This window comes from Streptomyces sp. NRRL S-350 (genome assembly GCF_000719705.1).
Taxonomy (GTDB): domain Bacteria; phylum Actinomycetota; class Actinomycetes; order Streptomycetales; family Streptomycetaceae; genus Kitasatospora.
The window spans coordinates 108,152-123,788 of the sequence record NZ_JOHO01000002.1 but is presented as its reverse complement, the minus strand read 5'-3'; the positions used below and the strand labels follow the sequence as shown (position 1 = coordinate 123,788).

Annotated in this window: 16 protein-coding genes; 10 read left to right on the top strand and 6 right to left on the bottom strand. The window is 73.2% G+C overall.

Translation table 11 applies throughout. The features are described 5' to 3' along the window. The first annotated feature begins 20 nt into the window (after positions 1–20). On the top strand, positions 21–1,739 hold the full coding sequence (locus IF30_RS0102045) for a cytochrome b (protein WP_420791113.1): 1,719 nt from the start codon (positions 21–23) through the stop codon (positions 1,737–1,739). On the opposite strand, the gene IF30_RS0102040 is transcribed toward IF30_RS0102045, so the two are convergent. The 3 genes from IF30_RS0102040 to IF30_RS0102030 all read right to left on the bottom strand — a co-directional run bounded on the left by IF30_RS0102040 (position 1,705) and on the right by IF30_RS0102030 (position 4,653). Next, positions 1,705–2,100 (bottom strand): cytochrome c oxidase subunit 4, encoded by a 396-nt coding sequence (locus IF30_RS0102040; protein ID WP_030231010.1) that lies wholly within the window; start codon positions 2,098–2,100, stop codon positions 1,705–1,707. The genes IF30_RS0102045 and IF30_RS0102040 overlap by 35 nt on opposite strands. Then, positions 2,097–3,800: a cytochrome c oxidase subunit I gene (gene ctaD, locus IF30_RS0102035; RefSeq protein ID WP_078891065.1), complete on the bottom strand. Its 1,704-nt coding sequence runs from the start codon at positions 3,798–3,800 to the stop codon at positions 2,097–2,099. Before ctaD ends, IF30_RS0102040 begins: the two co-directional genes overlap by 4 nt. A gap of 211 nt (positions 3,801–4,011) precedes the next feature. Then, entirely contained in the window at positions 4,012–4,653 is a 642-nt protein-coding gene (locus IF30_RS0102030; protein WP_030231004.1) for an L-threonylcarbamoyladenylate synthase, read from the bottom strand. A gap of 217 nt (positions 4,654–4,870) precedes the next feature. Between IF30_RS0102030 and IF30_RS0102025 the strand changes: the two genes are divergently transcribed. Together IF30_RS0102025 and IF30_RS0102020 are read left to right on the top strand one after the other, a co-directional pair. Next, entirely contained in the window at positions 4,871–5,212 is a 342-nt protein-coding gene (locus IF30_RS0102025) for a hypothetical protein (protein WP_030231001.1), read from the top strand. 83 nt (positions 5,213–5,295) lie between these two features. Further along, entirely contained in the window at positions 5,296–5,589 is a 294-nt protein-coding gene (locus IF30_RS0102020) for a helix-turn-helix transcriptional regulator (RefSeq protein WP_030230999.1), read from the top strand. A gap of 240 nt (positions 5,590–5,829) precedes the next feature. On the opposite strand, the gene IF30_RS48525 is transcribed toward IF30_RS0102020, so the two are convergent. After that, positions 5,830–5,985, bottom strand: a complete 156-nt coding sequence (locus tag IF30_RS48525; RefSeq protein ID WP_199807798.1) for a DUF6131 family protein — start codon at positions 5,983–5,985, stop codon at positions 5,830–5,832. 193 nt (positions 5,986–6,178) lie between these two features. Continuing rightward, complete coding sequence (locus IF30_RS0102010) at positions 6,179–7,702, bottom strand: threonine/serine ThrE exporter family protein (protein ID WP_051709028.1); 1,524 nt, start codon at positions 7,700–7,702, stop codon at positions 6,179–6,181. A gap of 251 nt (positions 7,703–7,953) precedes the next feature. On the opposite strand from IF30_RS0102010, the gene IF30_RS0102005 reads away from it, so the two are divergent. The 5 genes from IF30_RS0102005 to IF30_RS0101985 all read left to right on the top strand — a co-directional run bounded on the left by IF30_RS0102005 (position 7,954) and on the right by IF30_RS0101985 (position 12,250). Further along, complete coding sequence (locus IF30_RS0102005; RefSeq protein ID WP_030230993.1) at positions 7,954–8,364, top strand: nuclear transport factor 2 family protein; 411 nt, start codon at positions 7,954–7,956, stop codon at positions 8,362–8,364. A 540-nt stretch (positions 8,365–8,904) separates the two neighbouring features. Further along, complete coding sequence (locus IF30_RS0102000) at positions 8,905–9,564, top strand: SRPBCC family protein (protein ID WP_030230992.1); 660 nt, start codon at positions 8,905–8,907, stop codon at positions 9,562–9,564. An 88-nt stretch (positions 9,565–9,652) separates the two neighbouring features. After that, positions 9,653–9,826, top strand: a complete 174-nt coding sequence (locus IF30_RS40855) for a CsbD family protein (protein WP_037898688.1) — start codon at positions 9,653–9,655, stop codon at positions 9,824–9,826. 79 nt (positions 9,827–9,905) lie between these two features. Next, positions 9,906–10,091 carry a hypothetical protein gene (locus tag IF30_RS0101990; RefSeq protein WP_030230991.1) on the top strand — a complete coding sequence of 62 codons (186 nt, stop codon included), beginning with the start codon at positions 9,906–9,908 and terminating at the stop codon, positions 10,089–10,091. A gap of 290 nt (positions 10,092–10,381) precedes the next feature. After that, entirely contained in the window at positions 10,382–12,250 is a 1,869-nt protein-coding gene (locus tag IF30_RS0101985; RefSeq protein WP_037898685.1) for a phospholipase C, read from the top strand. A 144-nt stretch (positions 12,251–12,394) separates the two neighbouring features. On the opposite strand, the gene IF30_RS0101980 is transcribed toward IF30_RS0101985, so the two are convergent. Beyond that, a complete protein-coding gene (locus tag IF30_RS0101980; protein WP_030230989.1) occupies positions 12,395–14,386 on the bottom strand; it encodes a LamG-like jellyroll fold domain-containing protein in 1,992 nt (663 codons plus the stop codon). Positions 14,387–14,626: 240 nt separating this feature from the next. Here IF30_RS0101980 and IF30_RS0101975 point away from each other — a divergent pair, with 240 nt between their 5' ends. Next, complete coding sequence (locus IF30_RS0101975) at positions 14,627–15,124, top strand: hypothetical protein (RefSeq protein ID WP_030230987.1); 498 nt, start codon at positions 14,627–14,629, stop codon at positions 15,122–15,124. A gap of 149 nt (positions 15,125–15,273) precedes the next feature. Beyond that, entirely contained in the window at positions 15,274–15,498 is a 225-nt protein-coding gene (locus IF30_RS46275; protein ID WP_030230984.1) for a hypothetical protein, read from the top strand. Positions 15,499–15,637: the final 139 nt, after the last annotated feature.

The following is a 15,637-nucleotide window of genomic DNA, read 5'->3' as shown; positions in this document are numbered from 1 at the left end:
ACTCCCACTAGGTTGCCTGCGTGGAGGTAACCAGAGCTTCGGACGGGCACCAGCCGCCCGCCGGCGAACGCGTCGTGACCAGCCTGGACGGGCGGCTGCCGGTGACCGAGGCGGCCCGGGAACTGCTGCGCAAGGTGTTCCCGGACCACTGGTCGTTCCTGCTGGGCGAGCTGGCCCTGTACGCCTTCGTCATCCTGCTGCTGACCGGCGTGTACCTGACGTTCTTCTTCGACCCGAGCATGAGCGAGGTCGTCTACGACGGCGCCTACCTGCCGCTGCGCGGCGTGCGGGTGTCCGAGGCGTACGCCTCGACGCTGCGCATCAGCTTCGAAGTGCGCGGCGGACTGATGATCCGTCAGATCCACCACTGGTCGGCCCTGTTGTTCGCCTCGGCGATCTGCGTGCACCTGCTGCGGGTGTTCTTCACCGGAGCCTTCCGACGCCCCCGGGAGCTCAACTGGGTCATCGGGGTGACCCTGTTCAACCTCGCGCTGCTCGAAGGGTTCTCCGGCTACTCGCTGCCCGACGACACCCTCTCCGGCACCGGCCTGAGGATCGCCGAGGGCGTGCTGCTCTCCGTGCCGCTGGTCGGCACCTACCTCACGTTCTTCGCCTTCGGCGGCGAGTTCCCCGGCCACGACGTCATCCCCCGGCTGTTCACCCTGCACATCCTCCTCGTGCCCGGCCTGCTGCTGGCCCTGGTCGGAGCCCACCTGACGCTCGTGGTGGTGCTGAAGCACACCCAGTGGGCCGCCCCGGGCCGCACCAACCGGAACGTCGTCGGGATGCCCTTCTTCCCGCAGTTCCTCACCCGCACGGTGGGGCTGACCTTCACGGTGGCCGGCGTCATGGCGCTGTCGGCGTTCCTCGCGGAGATCAACCCGATCTGGCGCTACTCCTCCTACCGGCCCGACGTGGCGGCGGCCGGGGCCCAGCCGGACTGGTACATCGGCTTCATCGAGGGCGCCCTGCGGCTGATGCCCGCCGCGGAGACCGACCTGTTCGGGCACACGGTGTCCTGGAACGTCCTCCTCCCCGCCCTGGTGGTGCCCGGCCTGCTGTTCGCCGCGCTGTACGCCTACCCCTTCGTCGAACGGTGGCTCGACCCCGACACCGGCGAGCAGCACCTGTGCGACCGGCCTCGCAACAAGCCGACCCGCACCGGGCTGGGCGTCGCCGGGATCACCGCCTACGCGGTGCTGCTGGTCGCCGGCGGCAACGACGTGATCGCATACGTCTTCGGCGTCTCCGTCGACGCGCTCACCGTCGTGCTGCGGGCGGCGCTGATCGTGCTGCCGCCCCTGTCGTTCCTGCTCACCCGGCGGCTCTGCCTGGCCCTGCAGGCGAGGGACCGCGAGCGGCTGCTGAAGGGCGACGAGACCGGGCGGATCGACCAGGGCCACGACGGCGGCTTCACCGGCCACCGCCGGCCCGTGTCCGAGGACGAGCGGTTCGTCCTGCTGGCGCGGACCGCGCCCGAACCGCTCCCGGCCGCCGACGGGGCGCCGCGGCGCGAGCGCGCCCGCGCCGCGGCCAGCGCCTGGTTCCACCGCGACGGAGTCGAACTCCCCTCCACCGAAGCGGAGTCGGAGTACCTCGCGGGCGTCCTGACCAGCCCGGCGCACCCCGGCAGCGCGGCGGACCGGCAGGCCGGGCCCGCGACGGCCGGCCCGGTCCGCCGGCTCCGCCGGGCACTGCTCGGCCTCACCCGTCGCCGTGGTCGCGGTACTGGAAGATGAAACCGCTCACCGCGAACGCGAGCACCAGGGCACCCGTGACGATCAGCCACCGGGCGAAGACCAGGCCGAGCGCGAAGACCGTCAGACCGGCCGCCGTCAGCACCGGGTAGCCGCTGCGGGCCGGGAAGAACCCCACCGGGCCCAGGCCCTCGGCGATCTCCGCGTCCTTGCGGTCCTGCGGCCGTCCGCCGCCCCGCCGCTGGTGCTGGACGAACCAGAACAGCGCGATCAGGCCCGACATCAGGAACGCCACCGTCAGGATCGCCTTGCCGGCGGGCTCCTGCGCCCAGAGCCCGTAGACCAGCCCGGTCACCGCGAAGAACACCGCCATGACGCCGAACAGCCAGCCCTCCGCCTTCATCGCCCGCTCCCCCGCTCGCCGGAACGGCCGGAGGGGGCGGCGGAGGCGCCGCTCGACGACGCCTCCGCCGGCACCTCCGGATGGTGCAGGTCGAACGCCGGCGACTCGGAGCGGATCCTGGGCAGGGCGTGGAAGTTGTGGTGCGGCGGCGGGCTGGAGGTCGCCCACTCCAGCGACCGGCCCCAGCCCCACGGGTCGTCCTCCTCGACCCGGGTGCCGTACCGGGTGGTGGCCCAGACGTTGTAGAAGAACGGCAGGTTGGAGACGCCCAGCAGGAACGCGCCGACCGAGGCGCACACGTTCAGCGCCGTGAAGTCGTCCACCGCCAGGTACGTCGCGTAGCGGCGCGGCATCCCCTGGGCGCCCAGCCAGTGCATCACCAGGAAGGTGGCCTGGAACCCCACGAACAGGATCCAGAAGTGCACCTTCCCCAGCCGCTCGTCGAGAAGCTTCCCGGTCAGCTTCGGCCACCAGAAGTAGAAGCCCGCGAAGGTGGCGAACACGACCGTCCCGAACAGGACGTAGTGGAGGTGGGCCACCACGAAGTAGCTGTCGGTCACGTGGAAGTCGATCGGCGGTGCGGCCAGCAGCACCCCGCTCAGGCCGCCGAACAGGAAGGTCACCAGGAAGCCGATCGACCAGAGCATCGGGGTCTCGAAGGACAGCGACCCGTTCCACATCGTCCCGATCCAGTTGAAGAACTTCACCCCGGTGGGCACGGCGATGAGGAACGACATCATCGAGAAGAACGGCAGCAGCACCTGGCCGGTGACGAACATGTGGTGCGCCCACACCGACATGGACAGGGCGGTGATCGTGATGGTCGCGCCGATCATGCCGTAGTAGCCGAACAGCGGTTTGCGGCTGAACACCGGGATGATCTCGCTGACGATGCCGAAGAACGGCAGCGCCACGATGTAGACCTCCGGGTGGCCGAAGAACCAGAAGAGGTGCTGCCACAGGAGCGCCCCGCCGTTCGCCGCGTCGAAGGCGTGCGCGCCGAACTTCCGGTCCGCCTCCAGGCAGAGCAGCGCGGCCGTCAGCACCGGGAAGGCCAGCAGCACCATGATCGAGGTGAACAGCACGTTCCAGGTGAAGATCGGCATCCGGAAGAGGGTCATGCCGGGGGCCCGCAGGCAGGTGATGGTGGTGATGAAGTTGACCGACCCCAGGATGGTGCCGAGGCCGGCCACGACCAGGCCGAGGGCCCACAGGTCCCCGCCCGACCCCGGCGAGAACACCGGCCCGTTCAGCGGCGCGTACGCGAACCAGCCGAAGGCGGGCGCCCCCTGGGAGGTGAGGAAGCCGCTCAGGACCATCAGGCCGCCGAGCAGGAAGGCCCAGTAGGTGAAGGCGTTCAGCCGGGGGAAGGCCACGTCGGGGGAGCCGATCTGCAGCGGCATGATCGCGTTGGCGAACCCGGCGAAGGTCGGGGTCGCGAACAGCAGCAGCATGATCGTGCCGTGCATGGTGAACATCTGGTTGTAGCGCTCGTTCGACAGGATCCCGGTGTCGGGCCCCATCAGCTGGGCGCGCATCAGCAGCGCCATGACGCCGCCGGCCAGGAAGAAGCCGAACGCGGTCGCCAGGTAGAGGTTCCCGATGACCTTGTGGTCCGTGGTGAACAGCCAGCGAAGCAGCGTGCTGCCCTGATGGACGCGGGCCTGGGTGCGACGCGACGTGGTGGACGTAGCGCTCATGGAACCTCCGCAGCGGAGCCGACGATGCCCCCCTCGGTGGCGGCCCCGCCCCCTGCCCGCGGAGGGCCCGCCCCCGCGCGCCATCGCCGACCCTAGCCGCGCGGCTCCGGCGCGCCGGGGTGCCACGCGGTGCGGGCCCTCCGACCGGCGCTCCCGGTCCGGGCGGCGCCGGTCGCAGGGGCGCCGGTCCGGGTGGCGTCGGCCTGGCGGCTCAGCGCTCCCGCAGGTCGGGGACGACCTCGCGCAGACGATCGACGCCGATCGCGCCCGCCCGCAGCAGGACGGGCACCTCGCCGGTGATGTCCACGATCGAGGACGGCACGGCGGCAGCGGTCGCACCCCCGTCCAGGTAGACGGCCACCGAATCGCCCAGCATGCCCTGGGCGGCGTCGCAGTCCTGCGGGGAGTCGTGTCCGGTCAGGTTGGCACTGGACACCGCCAAGGGCCCGGTGGCGTCCAGCAGTTCGATGGCGACCGGGTGGGCGGGCATCCGGACCGCGACCGTCCCGTTGGTCTCGCCGAGGTCCAGCTCGACCGACGCCAGGTGCCGGGCGACCACGGTCAGCCCGCCCGGCCAGAACGCGGCGACCAGCTCGCGCGCCCGGTCCGTCACCTCGACCAGGCCGTCCAGTGCCGCCGGGGAGCCGACCAGCACCGGCGAGGGCATGTTCCGCCCCCGGCCCTTGGCCGCCAGCAGGCGGGCGACCGCCTCCGACGAGAAGGCGTCCGCGCCCACCCCGTACACCGTGTCCGTGGGCAGTACGACGAGTTCACCGCGGCGCACCGCCGCCACGGCCTCACGCAGGCCCGCTGCACGCTCGGACGCGTCCGAGCAGTCAAAACGACGAGTCATCAAGGATCTCCACCAAGCGGGCGAGCGGCCCGCACCGTTCATCCGGCCCGGCCACCTCACCGACCGGGCACGATCCACTCAGACTACCGGGCCGGGGCCCGCTCCCCCGACGGGCCCTCACCGGGGCCCCCGGCCGCGGCCGGGTGGACCGGGGCGGCGCCACCCGGTCGACCTCCGCCCGCGGGCGGGCCGCATCGGGCGGACGTAGGTTTCCGACATGACCAGTGACGAGACGATCCCGGCCGTGGGAGTGCGCCCGCTGGACGAGGTGTTCGCCGCGATCGACACGGCCAACCGGCGGCCCCGCCCCTGGACCGGCTTCGAGCACGGTGTGCTCGGGGCCTACCGCTGGGCCGCCGGCGCCCAGATCGCCGCGCCCGTCACCGCCGTCGCCGCGGTCGGCGCGAACGGGCCCTGCCGTGCGCAGCTGCTGGCCGAGTGCCAGGCCGCCGCCGTGGGCCTGCGCCGGGCACTGGACCAGGGCGCCGACCACAGCTACGCCCTCGGCGCGCACCAGGCACTCGCCTGGCTGTGCGGGCTCCACGAGGAGTGCCCCTGACCTCGGCGTGCCGACCGCCCGGACCTCCGGGACGGGCCGTCCCGCGGTTCCGAGCCACGGTCCGGCACGCCTATCCTTGGCGCGTGGAGAACCCCCCGGCGACGACGCGGCAGTGGACCTTCCTGACGAACCACGCCCGCGTGCTCGTCCAGATCGCTCGGGATCCCGGCATCCGGGTCCGCGACATCGCGGCGCGCTGCCTGCTCACCGAACGGGCCGTCCAGCGCATCATCGCCGACCTCGAAGCCGAGGGTTACCTGACGCACGAGCGGCAGGGCCGCGCCAACCACTACAGCGTGATCGCCGGCAAGCAGCTCCGGCACCCGGCCGACGCCGGGCCGACCATCGCCGAGCTGCTCGCCGCGCTCCTGCGTTGAGCCCGTCGAGTCGGGGCCGCCGAGCGTTGCTGCTCCCGAGTCGAGCCCACCGAGCGTTGCGCGCCGGCGAGCCCGGGCCCGGGGTGCGGGCCCGGGCTCGGGTGTCCGGGTCGGGTTCAGGCGTCCGAGGTCGCGTCCTCGTCCTCCGCCCCCGTCGGTACGGGAACCTGCCGTGCCCGGGCCGCCGGGAGGGCCGGCGGCGGGTGCGCGAGCTGCGCGGATGCGGAGCGGTCAGGCGGTTCAGTAGTAGTGGCGGCGTCCGCCGATGGCGTGTCCGAGGGCTCCGGCGACCCACAGGACCAGGCCGATGACGAGCAGCACGATCCCGATGGTCCAGAGGATCGAGAGGCCGGTGACGAAACCGATGATGAGCAGGATGACACCGAGGACGATCACGGGAGTCTCCCTGGTTTGAGAGCCGATGGGGGCGGATGCCGACGGGCGGCCCCGGCGGTTCACCTGCGGTGGACCGAGGAGGTCGCTCCCGGGGGCGGAGGGGCCGTCCTTCGCGGCCCCGTCCTGCCTCCGCGTCTACCGCGATGGCGGCCGCGCAAACCGCTCGGCCGCCATCGGTTCGAACTCCCGTCCGTCACCGACGGTGGCGGCCGCCCGGTCGACGGGCCGCCGGGACGGTACGCGGCGCCGGGAGGAAGAGCCGGGACAGCTCCCGGCCCAGGTTCACACCGATGGCCAGGGCCATCGCCATCGCGCCGGCCCGTCCGATGCCGCTCAGCCCGATCTCGGGTTGGCCCCGGACGAAGGCGAGCATCCCGAAGTACAGCATCGAGCCGGGCAGCAGCGGTCCCAGCGCCGCCGTGACGTGCGGCAGCGCGGAACTCCCCCAGCAGCGCGCCATGAGCTGGCCGGACAGGCCGACCAGTCCGGCGGCGAGACCGGTGGCCAGGATCGACTCGGCACCGGCGTTGGTCAGCACCCCGTACGTCGCCCACCCGGCCGCGCTGTTCACCATGACGGCGGGCAGCGTCCTCGGCTCGGTGTTCAGCAGCACCGCGAACCCCAGGGTGAGCAGCACCGCCGCGGTGAGCTGCAACGGCGGGTTGACGGCCCCCGCCGGGGCGACCTGGGCCGCCAGGTCCGCGCCGTTGTTGACGCCGACGTACAGCACCGCCATCACCCCGATCACCACGCCGGTCATCAGGTACAGCGCTTCGAGCAGGCGCGCGGCGGCGGTGAGGTAGAAGCCCGCCAGGCCGTCCTGGGCCGCCGCCACCATGGGCCAGCCCGGAAACAGCGCGAACAGCCCGCCGGTGATCACCACCGATCCGCGCAGGTGCAGTCCGTTGAACGACAGCAGGATGCCGATCACGGCGGCCGGGGCCGCGGCCACCACGAACTGGTAGAAGGCCGGGAAGTCGTGGCGCCCCACCAGCGCCGAGAGCCGGTCGCCCGCCAGGGCCGCGACGACGGCGCTGGCGAACACCAGCCAGGCCCGGGCGTCGGTGCGGCCGCCGACCAGCAGCGTCGCGGCCCCGGACAGCAGGCCGCAGGAGAGCAGGACCACCCGGGCGGGGTAGCGGCGGCCGCGCCGGTGCACGGCCATCAGGCGGTCGTGGGCGTCGCGGACGGCGATCCCGCCCGTCGTGATCTCGGTGACCAGCCGGAACACGGCGGCCAGCCGCGCGTAGTCGCCGGCCGGGCGGCGAACCGAGCACTCGGCCGTCAGCGGCGGCTCGGAGGAGCCCGGCTGGTACGAGATCGCCACCCGGGTGAAGGTCACCTGCGGGTCGCACGGGTGGACGCGGTAGGCCCTGGCGACGGCGAGCATGGCGGCCTCCACGTCCTCCGCCGCCTCCCCGCTGGCCAGCAGCAGCTCGCCCACCAGCAGCGCCAGCTCCAGGACCCGGGTCGGCTCGGCGGCTCCGGGCGGCTCCACGCCGGCCGGGGCCGGCGCCAGCCGGCGGTCGGTCGCCGGTGTGCGCAGCAGCGGCAGCATGCGGTCGGGCCAGGGAGCGTCGACGTCGGTGGCCCCGGGACGCGGCCGGTCGCCGTCCGCACGGTGTCCGGGTGCCGGGGCCTGGGGCGGCACCCGCTCGGGCCGCGCCGGACGCCCTTCCGGGCCGGCGGGCACGCCGAGCTGATCGTGTTCCGACATCGCTACTCCCTGATCCCACCCCCATCCACTCTTTGCAGTCGATCAACTACCCGGAGTGATGGACCAATGAACACCCCGCGGCCGTGCCCATTTGTCCGAAACGGAGTGCGACAGGCCGTACACGCCCCAAATCTCCGCGCGTGCCGACCTCGGGCGGACGGCGGCAACCCGGCCGGGGCGCCGCTCGGCGACCGGCCGGGGCGTCACTCCGCGACCGGCCGGGGCGAGGGATCGCGCCTACCATCCTGACCATGGCCAAGACCGACGAGGATCAGGTCGCCGACCTGATCCGGAGCTGGGCGGCGGCGGTCCACGCGGGCGACCTCGACCGGGTCGTCGCCGACCACGCCGCGGACATCGTGATGTTCGACGTGCCGCCGCCGTACGAGGGCGTTCGCGGCCTCGACGCGTACCGGCAGACCTGGCCGCCGTTCTTCGAATGGCAGGCCCAGGGCGCCGCGTTCGAGATCGAGGAGCTGGCGGTGACGGCCGGCGGTGACGTCGCCTTCGCGCACGCCCTGCTGCGCTGCGGCACCCCGCAGGACTTCGCCGACCGTCCGGCACAGCGGCTGCGGCTGACCGTCGGGCTGCGCAAGGTGCAGGGGCGCTGGCTGGTCACGCACGAGCACCACTCGTTCCCCGACCCGGGCGAGGCTTCGTAGCGGGCGCCGCCCGGCTCGCCCGGGATTCGCGGCCCCGCCGCCGGGTACACGCGCGGCGCGACGACCTCGACGAGGAGTGTGCGCGATGACCATCCCGACGCCCCCGGATCCGGACACCCAGCCGATCCCCCACCCCTACCCCTCACCAGGGCCCGGCGGGCCCGACCCGGCTCCGCCGCCGATCCCGCCCTTCCCGTCTCCCGAGCCGTTCCCGGACCCCGATCCGGCACCGCCCCCGAGGCCGCACCCCGGGCAGGGCTGAGCGCCGACGGACAGCGGTCGAACCGGCGGACAGTGGTCGGGCCACGGCTTCCGGCCCGCCCTGCTCCTCGAGGCCGAGCCGGACAGCTCGATGGCCCTCCAGGTGGGCGGTGAACGACTCCCCCAGGGTTCCGTTACGTGCCCACGTTTTCGTTAGAAGCTATCACCAAAACCCTTGACCGCGGCAGGTTGGGGCGTTAGAACTTCTAACGAACACGTGAGCATGTATCTCACGGCGAACGAGCCGTCACCGACGGCCGACCCGCGACGAGGAGCCCCATGTCCCGCAGCCGCAGCACCCGCGCCCGCGCCCGCGCCGCCCTGCTCAGCACGCCGCTCGCCCTCGCCCTGCTGGGCGCCGCCGCCGCACCTGCCGGGGCCGCCGGAGCCGCCGGGGCCGCACCCGCTCACCGCGGCACCTCGCTCACCTGCCGCGGGGCGGGCGTCGACCCCGACGCCCGCGTCCGTTACCGGACGGAGGCCGTCATCCACGCGCCACTGCGGACCGTCTGGAAGCTGCAGACCGACGTGACGCACTGGCCGTCCTGGCAGGCACCCGTGGCCACCGCGGAGCGCCTCGACCCCGGCCCGCTCCGCAAGGGCTCGGCGTTCCACTGGACCACGCCACTGCCCCCCAACCCCGCGACCGCCGCCCCCAGCCTGGACATCACCTCGACCGTCCGCCAGCTGCGCCCCGGCTCCTGCATCCGCTGGACCGGCCCGGCCGTCGCCGAAGGGCTGCACATCGACGGCGTCCACGTGTGGAACTTCACCGAGGTCGACGGCGGCGTGCTGGTCCGCACCGAGGAGACCCACACCGGCCCCCAGGTGGACGCGAACGTGCCCGCCGCGACCGCGATCCTGCGCCAGGGGCTCGAAGGCTGGCTGCACGACCTCAAGACCGCCGCCGAGGCCCGCACGCCGCACCGGCCGAACTGATCCCGGCCCGCGAGGCATGGAACCGGGCGCCCCGGGCAGACGCCGCCCGGGGCGAACCCGCGCCCCGACGGCGAGAGGAGTGGCTGCCATGGGAACCGACGACAAGATGCGCAACATGGCCGAGAAGGCCGGCGGCAAGGTCAAGGAAGCCGCCGGAAAGGCCACCGGCGACCGGACGATCGAGGCCAAGGGCAAGGCCGACCAGGCGAAGAGCGACCTGAAGCAGGCCGGCGAGAAGATCAAGGACGTCGGCAAGGACTGACCGGACGCCCGGTGGCCGCACCCCGGCGGCCACCGGGCGTCCGTGCTCCCGCCCCGCCCGGCCGAGGAGGCGAAACCCCATGACCGACCGACACGAGCCCGTGCCCAAGGACCCGCCGGCCCCCGTCGAGACCCCCGAGTCCCGGATGACCGGCGAGGGCGCGCCGCCACCCGAACCCGAAGAGGACAAGGGCCCGCAGGACGGCCCGGAGTACGAGGCCACCGAACCGGCCTCCGAGCCGTCACCGGCCGAGCCGCCCGACTGACCCGGCGCCCGGCGGGCCGCGCCCACGCGCGGCCCGCCGGACTCGCGGGCGGGGCCGGGGCCGCTGCCGGAGCAGGCCGGGCGGTGCGCCGGACCTCCGCCCCGACGCACCCGAACTTGTTCGAGGCCCGAACGCTCCGCCCCGGACCGCTCCGGTTCACCCTGGGTTCACATGTTCATGTAAATCACGTTCACCTCGCACGTCTAGCTTCATGCCGCCCCGCCGCCCCGGATCCACGCGGCGGGGCCTCAGATCATGACAATGAAGAACCCGACGTTCGAGGTACACCCATGCACGCAGCACCCCTCCGTTCCCGGTGGCTCCGCTACGGGGCCGGCCTGGTCGGCGCGGCCTCGCTGGCCGCCCTCGGCGGTGCGCCCCCGGCCTCCGCGGCCGACGGCCCGCAGACCGCCACCCCGATCAAGCACCTGGTGGTGATATTCCAGGAGAACGTCTCCTTCGACCACTACTTCGGCACCTACCCGAACGCGGCCAACACCGCCGACGACAAGGTCAAGTTCACCGCCAAGCCCGACACGCCCAAGGTGGACGGCCTCTCCGACGACCTGCTCCACCGCAACCCGAACGGGACCAACCCCAAGCGGCTGAGCCCGGCCCAGGCCGTCACCTGCGACCAGGACCACACCTACAAGGACGAGCAACTCGCCTTCGACGGCGGGAAGATGGACAAGTTCGTCGAGCACACGGACGTCGAGAGCTGCAAGGCCCCGATGTTCACCCAGCCCGGCCTGGTGATGGACTACTACGACGGCAACACCGTCACCGCCCTGTGGAACTACGCCCAGCGCTTCGCGATGAGCGACAACTCCTTCGGCACCACCTTCGGCCCCTCCACCCCGGGCGCGCTCAACCTGGTCTCCGGCCAGACCCACGGCGGCTACCCGGTCGACCCGAAGACCGGCCAGAAGACCACCGACGCCTACGTGGTGGCCTCCCCGGGCGCGGACGGCGTCGGCACCGTCATCAACGACCCGGACCCGGGCTACGACGAGTGCTCCAACCCCCAGCACAACCAGCTGGTGATGACCGGCAGGAACATCGGCGACCTGCTGAACGACAAGGGCGTCAGCTGGGGCTGGTTCCAGGGCGGCTTCAAGCCGACCGACAGCAAGGACGGCAAGGCCGTCTGCGGGTCGGCCCACGACAACATCGTCGGCGCGTCGCAGACCGACTACAACCCGCACCACGAGCCGTTCCAGTACTACAAGTCCACGGCGAATCCCAAGCACCTGGCGCCCAAGGACGTGGCCGAGATCGGCCACGACGGCCAAGCCAACCACCAGTACGACCTGACCGACTTCGACGCCGCGCTCCAGCACGGCGACCTGCCCGCGGTCAGCTACCTCAAGGCCGCCAACTACCAGGACGGCCACGCTGGTTACTCCGACCCGCTGGACGAGCAGCACTTCGTCGCGGACACCCTGAACAAGCTGCAGAAGTCCAAGGACTGGGCCTCCACCGCCGTCGTCCTCGCCTACGACGATTCGGACGGCTGGTACGACCACAAGTTCGCCGAACCCGTCAACGGCTCCCGGGACGCCGCCAACGACAGCCTCGGCGGAGCCGGGCAGTGCGGCAAGGACGGCGGCTCGGGCGGGTACGCCGACCGCTGCGGCTACGGCCCGCGCCTGCCGCTGATGGTGCTCTCGCCCTACGCCAGGACCAACTTCGTCGACCACACCCGGACGGACCAGACCTCGATCCTGCGCTTCGTCGAGGACAACTGGAAGACCGGCCGGATCGGCGACGCCTCCTTCGACGAGCACGCCGGCTCCATCGAGGGCATGTTCGACTTCAAGAACCCGCAGTCGGCCACGCTCCTGCTCGACCCGGCCACCGGCCGGCCCGCAGACGGAGCCACCCCGACCGGTCAGCCCACCGGCGGGTCCTCCGCTCCGGCGCCGGGCGGCTCGACCGCCGGCTCCGGCACAGGCTCCGGTTCCGGTTCCGGTTCTGGTTCCGGCAGCAGCTCCGGCACCGCCGTTGCGGCGCCCACCAGCAACGCGACCGGCCCGGCCCTGGCCGCGACCGGCGCGAACTCCGACACGCTGCCGATCGCGGTCACGGCCGCGGCCCTGCTCGCCGTCGGCGCCGGCGCGGTGTTCCTCGCCCGTCGCAGGCGCGGCCGCCGCGCCTGACGCTCCGGCGGACGCCTCGGGCGGGTGGACACCGCCGGGCCCTGGTCGGGTCCGGCGGTGTCCACGGCTTCGGACGGCCGCGCCTCAGACGACCGTGCTTGAGGCGGCCGCGCCTCAGACGACCGTGCTTGAGGCCGCCGTGCTTCAGGCGGTCATGAACTCGCCCACCGGCAGCGGCCGCTTCACGATCCGCACGTCGCCGATGTAGCCGTGGAAGACCTTGTCCAGCACCCCCGCGTAGGAGTAGCCGCCCAGCATCCACGGCCGTCCCAGGGTGGTCAGCCCGACGGCCGGTGTCGCCGGGTTGCGCGCCACCTCGCAGCCCTCCACGTACATCCGGCTGAGCTTCCCGTCGTTGACGACCGCGACGTGCCACCACCGGTCCAGGGGCAGCTGGTGGCCCCAACAGGTCGACGGGCCGCCCTGGCCGAGCGGGTAGACGCACCACTGGAGCGCGGGCGCCTCGGAGACGCTGAGCGTCACGACGGGCTCATCCGCGTCCGCGCCCGGGCCGGCCTTGCCCGCCTCGCCGCTCGTCCCCCACCGGCTGAGCAGGGCGGACCAGCGGCTCTGCGCGGAGTCCCAGTCGGCGGGCAGCTTGAAGAAGGCCTCGACGGTGAACCCGCGCTCGAAGGTCTCCCGGTTCAGCGGCGCGGTGGGCCCGGTCTGCAGGAACGCGCCGCGGACCGGCCCCCGGGTGCCCCTGAACAGCAGGCTGCCGCGGCCCGGTTGGTCCGGGTGGTGCTCGGACGACCAGGTGAGCGCGCTGTCGGGCGTGCCCGGGGCGCTCTGCCAGAGGAGGTCGTTGCCCCGGCCCGCCAGGTCCTTGACGACCTGCTGCGGGGAGACCGCCGAACCGTCGCCGCCGCCGTCGTCGAAACGCCAGTACGCCACCGTGTCGCGGACCAGCAGGTCGTCCGCCCGGCGCGCCGGGCGCTGCGGCACGGGCGCGAAGCCGGCGAAGCGCCGGTCGAAGTCGACGGCGAGCGAGAAGCGGTCCACGTCCGAGGTCAGCTCGACCTCCTGGGCCGCCAATGCGTTGCGCTCCTCGGCCGCGATCTCCTGGATCCACGGCGAGAAGGTCGACACGTCGACCGTGTTGCGGTCGAGGTCGAAGCGGTACGCCCGGATCATCGCCGCACCGCCGTAGTAGCGGTCCTGGTAGTTGGCGACGTGGACGTGGACGTCGTGGCCCGCCTTGTTCTTCAGCACCGTCCGGCCGGGCGGCCAGTAGTGCCCGTTGACGGTGAGGAAGATCTGGTCGTTTCCACTGATCAGCCGGTCCCAGAGCTGCCGGCCGTAGTCGGACAGCTCGGCCCGGCCGTCGGCGTCGGCGTAGGCCAGCTCGTGGGTGGTGAGGATCACCGGGAGCTTCGGATTGGCGGCGATCACCGCGTCGGCCCAGGCGAAGCCCGCGTCGGAGAGCCGCCAGTCCAGGGAGAGCAGCATCCAGTCGCGCCCGCCGGCCCTGATGACGTGGCAGGTGTTGTAGCCGTCCGGGCTGGAGCTGTGGTACCCGGCGGTCCGGGCGGCGCGCGCCGGGCCGAACGTCTCCAGGTACGGGGTGCTGCCGCGCCGGTCGTCGGTCGAGGAGCGGACGTCGTGGTTGCCCGCGAGCACGCCGTACGCGGCGCCCGCGTCGTCCAGGAGGCCGAACACCTTGGTGGCGGCGGCGTACTCGACGGGCAGCCCGTTCTCGGTGACGTCGCCGAGGTGGGCCAGGAAGACGATGTTGTCGTCCGTCCCGTCCTCCCGGTTGACCCCGCCGTCGAGCACGTAGCGGACCGACGCCTCCAGCGGTGCCGGGTGCAGCCGGTCCTGGTCGAACAGGTACTGCGTGTCCGGCATGACGACGACGGTGAACCGCCGGGCGTCCGGGTCGGGCTGCCAGCGCCCCCGCCCCTTGTCCTTCCGCTCCTTCGGCGAGGCCGCGCCGGGCCCGCCGGCCGCCTCGGGGCCGGCCGCCTGCGCGGGCGCCGCACCGAGCAGGCCGAGCCCCGCCGACCCGACTCCGACGCCCAACAGGCCGGCCCCGCGCAGGAACCGGCGCCGACCGGCCGCGGCCGGCCCCTCCCCGTCGAGGCCGACGGTCCGCGGGCAACCGCAGTCGGGCCCGGATTCCTCGTTGTCGTGCATGTTCGCTCCCGGAAGTGGTGTGGGCCCCGACGGTACGAACCGGCTCTTGGCAGAGATCGTCGGCGGAGCCACACCCCGCTGAACAACGGCCGAACCCGACGGGCGGCCGCACCGACCGGGCGCGGGCCCCTCGACGGCCGGGTCCTCCCCTCCGCCGCCCGGGGTGCGCGGCCGGAGGGCGCGGCCGTAGAACGGAGGAAGGGAGCCGCCGTCGGCGGTCGGCGACAGGAGGTGGGACCGATGGGCATGCCCCTGGCGGCCGGCCATGTGCTCGTCCGGGTCGCTGCCGACCCGCAGGAGGCGGCGGAGGCGGTGCTCGACGCGTTGGAAGCAGCCTTTCCGACGCACACCGGGCGCGGCCGGACCCGGATCGGCAACGTGTGGGAGGACCCGCCGACGCTGACCTCGGAAGGCACCCGAGTGGTGGCCGAACCACGGCCCGGGAGCGGCGGCGCGCCCACCACCGCCCCAGGGCCGTCGCGAGGGCCGTCGGCGCGCCCGCCTGCCGGTGCCGGCCCGTCGGCGAGCCTCTCGCAGACCTTCGACGCCCACTCCGAGGCCGCGCCGGGGCGGCCCGTCGCACTGGCCGCGGACGTCGGCGCGGAGGTACTGGGCAGGCCCGAGGACGTCGAACGGGTACTGCGCGCGCTCTCCGGCCGCTGCCGCGCTCACCAGGTGCACCGCGAGGAGCACGGCCCTCAGCTGGCCGTACGGCTGCGGCTCGGGCCTCACGGATAGGCGCACTGGACGAGGCTCGCGACGCCGCCACGGATTCTCCGGACGGCACCGGAGGCCACGACCATCCCACCGGGTCTGGCCCGGTGGCCGTTCGGGAGACCGCGGGGTTGCATGGACTGACCGAGCCCCAGCGATCCGGAGGTAGCGCCGTGTACGAGATGTGGGCCGAGCACGATCCGGCGGTGTCCCCGCCCGCGGTGGTGTGGCACGTGGTGGCGAAGGACGACGCGACGTCCTCGCTGTGCGGGCGGTTCCTGGAGCCGTCCCAGCGGGTCGTCCCGGCGGGGGACAGTACCGGCTCGGCGGGGCCGGACCGGTACTGCGATCCCTGCCTGGTCACGGTCCGCGACGCCCTGGCGGCCAGCACCGGGTAGCGGCCGTCACGGCATCCGCTGCGGCCGTCGGCGGAACCCGTCGACGGCCGCAGCGGTGTCCGGCACGGCAGCAGGTGTCGTCACGACCGCACGGTGTCCGTCACCGCCTTGTCCGACACCGCCTTGTCCGTCACCGCCT

What these genes read in the sequence shown, in the direction of transcription:
- ctaD (WP_078891065.1), bottom strand. Translation starts at nt 3,800, where the DNA reads ATGAGCGCTACGTCCACCACGTCGCGTCGCACCCAGGCCCGCGTCCAT.
- IF30_RS0101985 (WP_037898685.1), top strand. Translation starts at nt 10,382, where the DNA reads ATGCACGCAGCACCCCTCCGTTCCCGGTGGCTCCGCTACGGGGCCGGC.
- IF30_RS0102030 (WP_030231004.1), bottom strand. Translation starts at nt 4,653, where the DNA reads ATGACTCGTCGTTTTGACTGCTCGGACGCGTCCGAGCGTGCAGCGGGC.
- IF30_RS0102025 (WP_030231001.1), top strand. Translation starts at nt 4,871, where the DNA reads ATGACCAGTGACGAGACGATCCCGGCCGTGGGAGTGCGCCCGCTGGAC.
- IF30_RS0101975 (WP_030230987.1), top strand. Translation starts at nt 14,627, where the DNA reads ATGGGCATGCCCCTGGCGGCCGGCCATGTGCTCGTCCGGGTCGCTGCC.
- IF30_RS0101990 (WP_030230991.1), top strand. Translation starts at nt 9,906, where the DNA reads ATGACCGACCGACACGAGCCCGTGCCCAAGGACCCGCCGGCCCCCGTC.
- IF30_RS0102010 (WP_051709028.1), bottom strand. Translation starts at nt 7,702, where the DNA reads ATGTCGGAACACGATCAGCTCGGCGTGCCCGCCGGCCCGGAAGGGCGT.
- IF30_RS0102000 (WP_030230992.1), top strand. Translation starts at nt 8,905, where the DNA reads ATGTCCCGCAGCCGCAGCACCCGCGCCCGCGCCCGCGCCGCCCTGCTC.
- IF30_RS0102005 (WP_030230993.1), top strand. Translation starts at nt 7,954, where the DNA reads ATGGCCAAGACCGACGAGGATCAGGTCGCCGACCTGATCCGGAGCTGG.
- IF30_RS0102040 (WP_030231010.1), bottom strand. Translation starts at nt 2,100, where the DNA reads ATGAAGGCGGAGGGCTGGCTGTTCGGCGTCATGGCGGTGTTCTTCGCG.
- IF30_RS0101980 (WP_030230989.1), bottom strand. Translation starts at nt 14,386, where the DNA reads ATGCACGACAACGAGGAATCCGGGCCCGACTGCGGTTGCCCGCGGACC.
- IF30_RS40855 (WP_037898688.1), top strand. Translation starts at nt 9,653, where the DNA reads ATGGGAACCGACGACAAGATGCGCAACATGGCCGAGAAGGCCGGCGGC.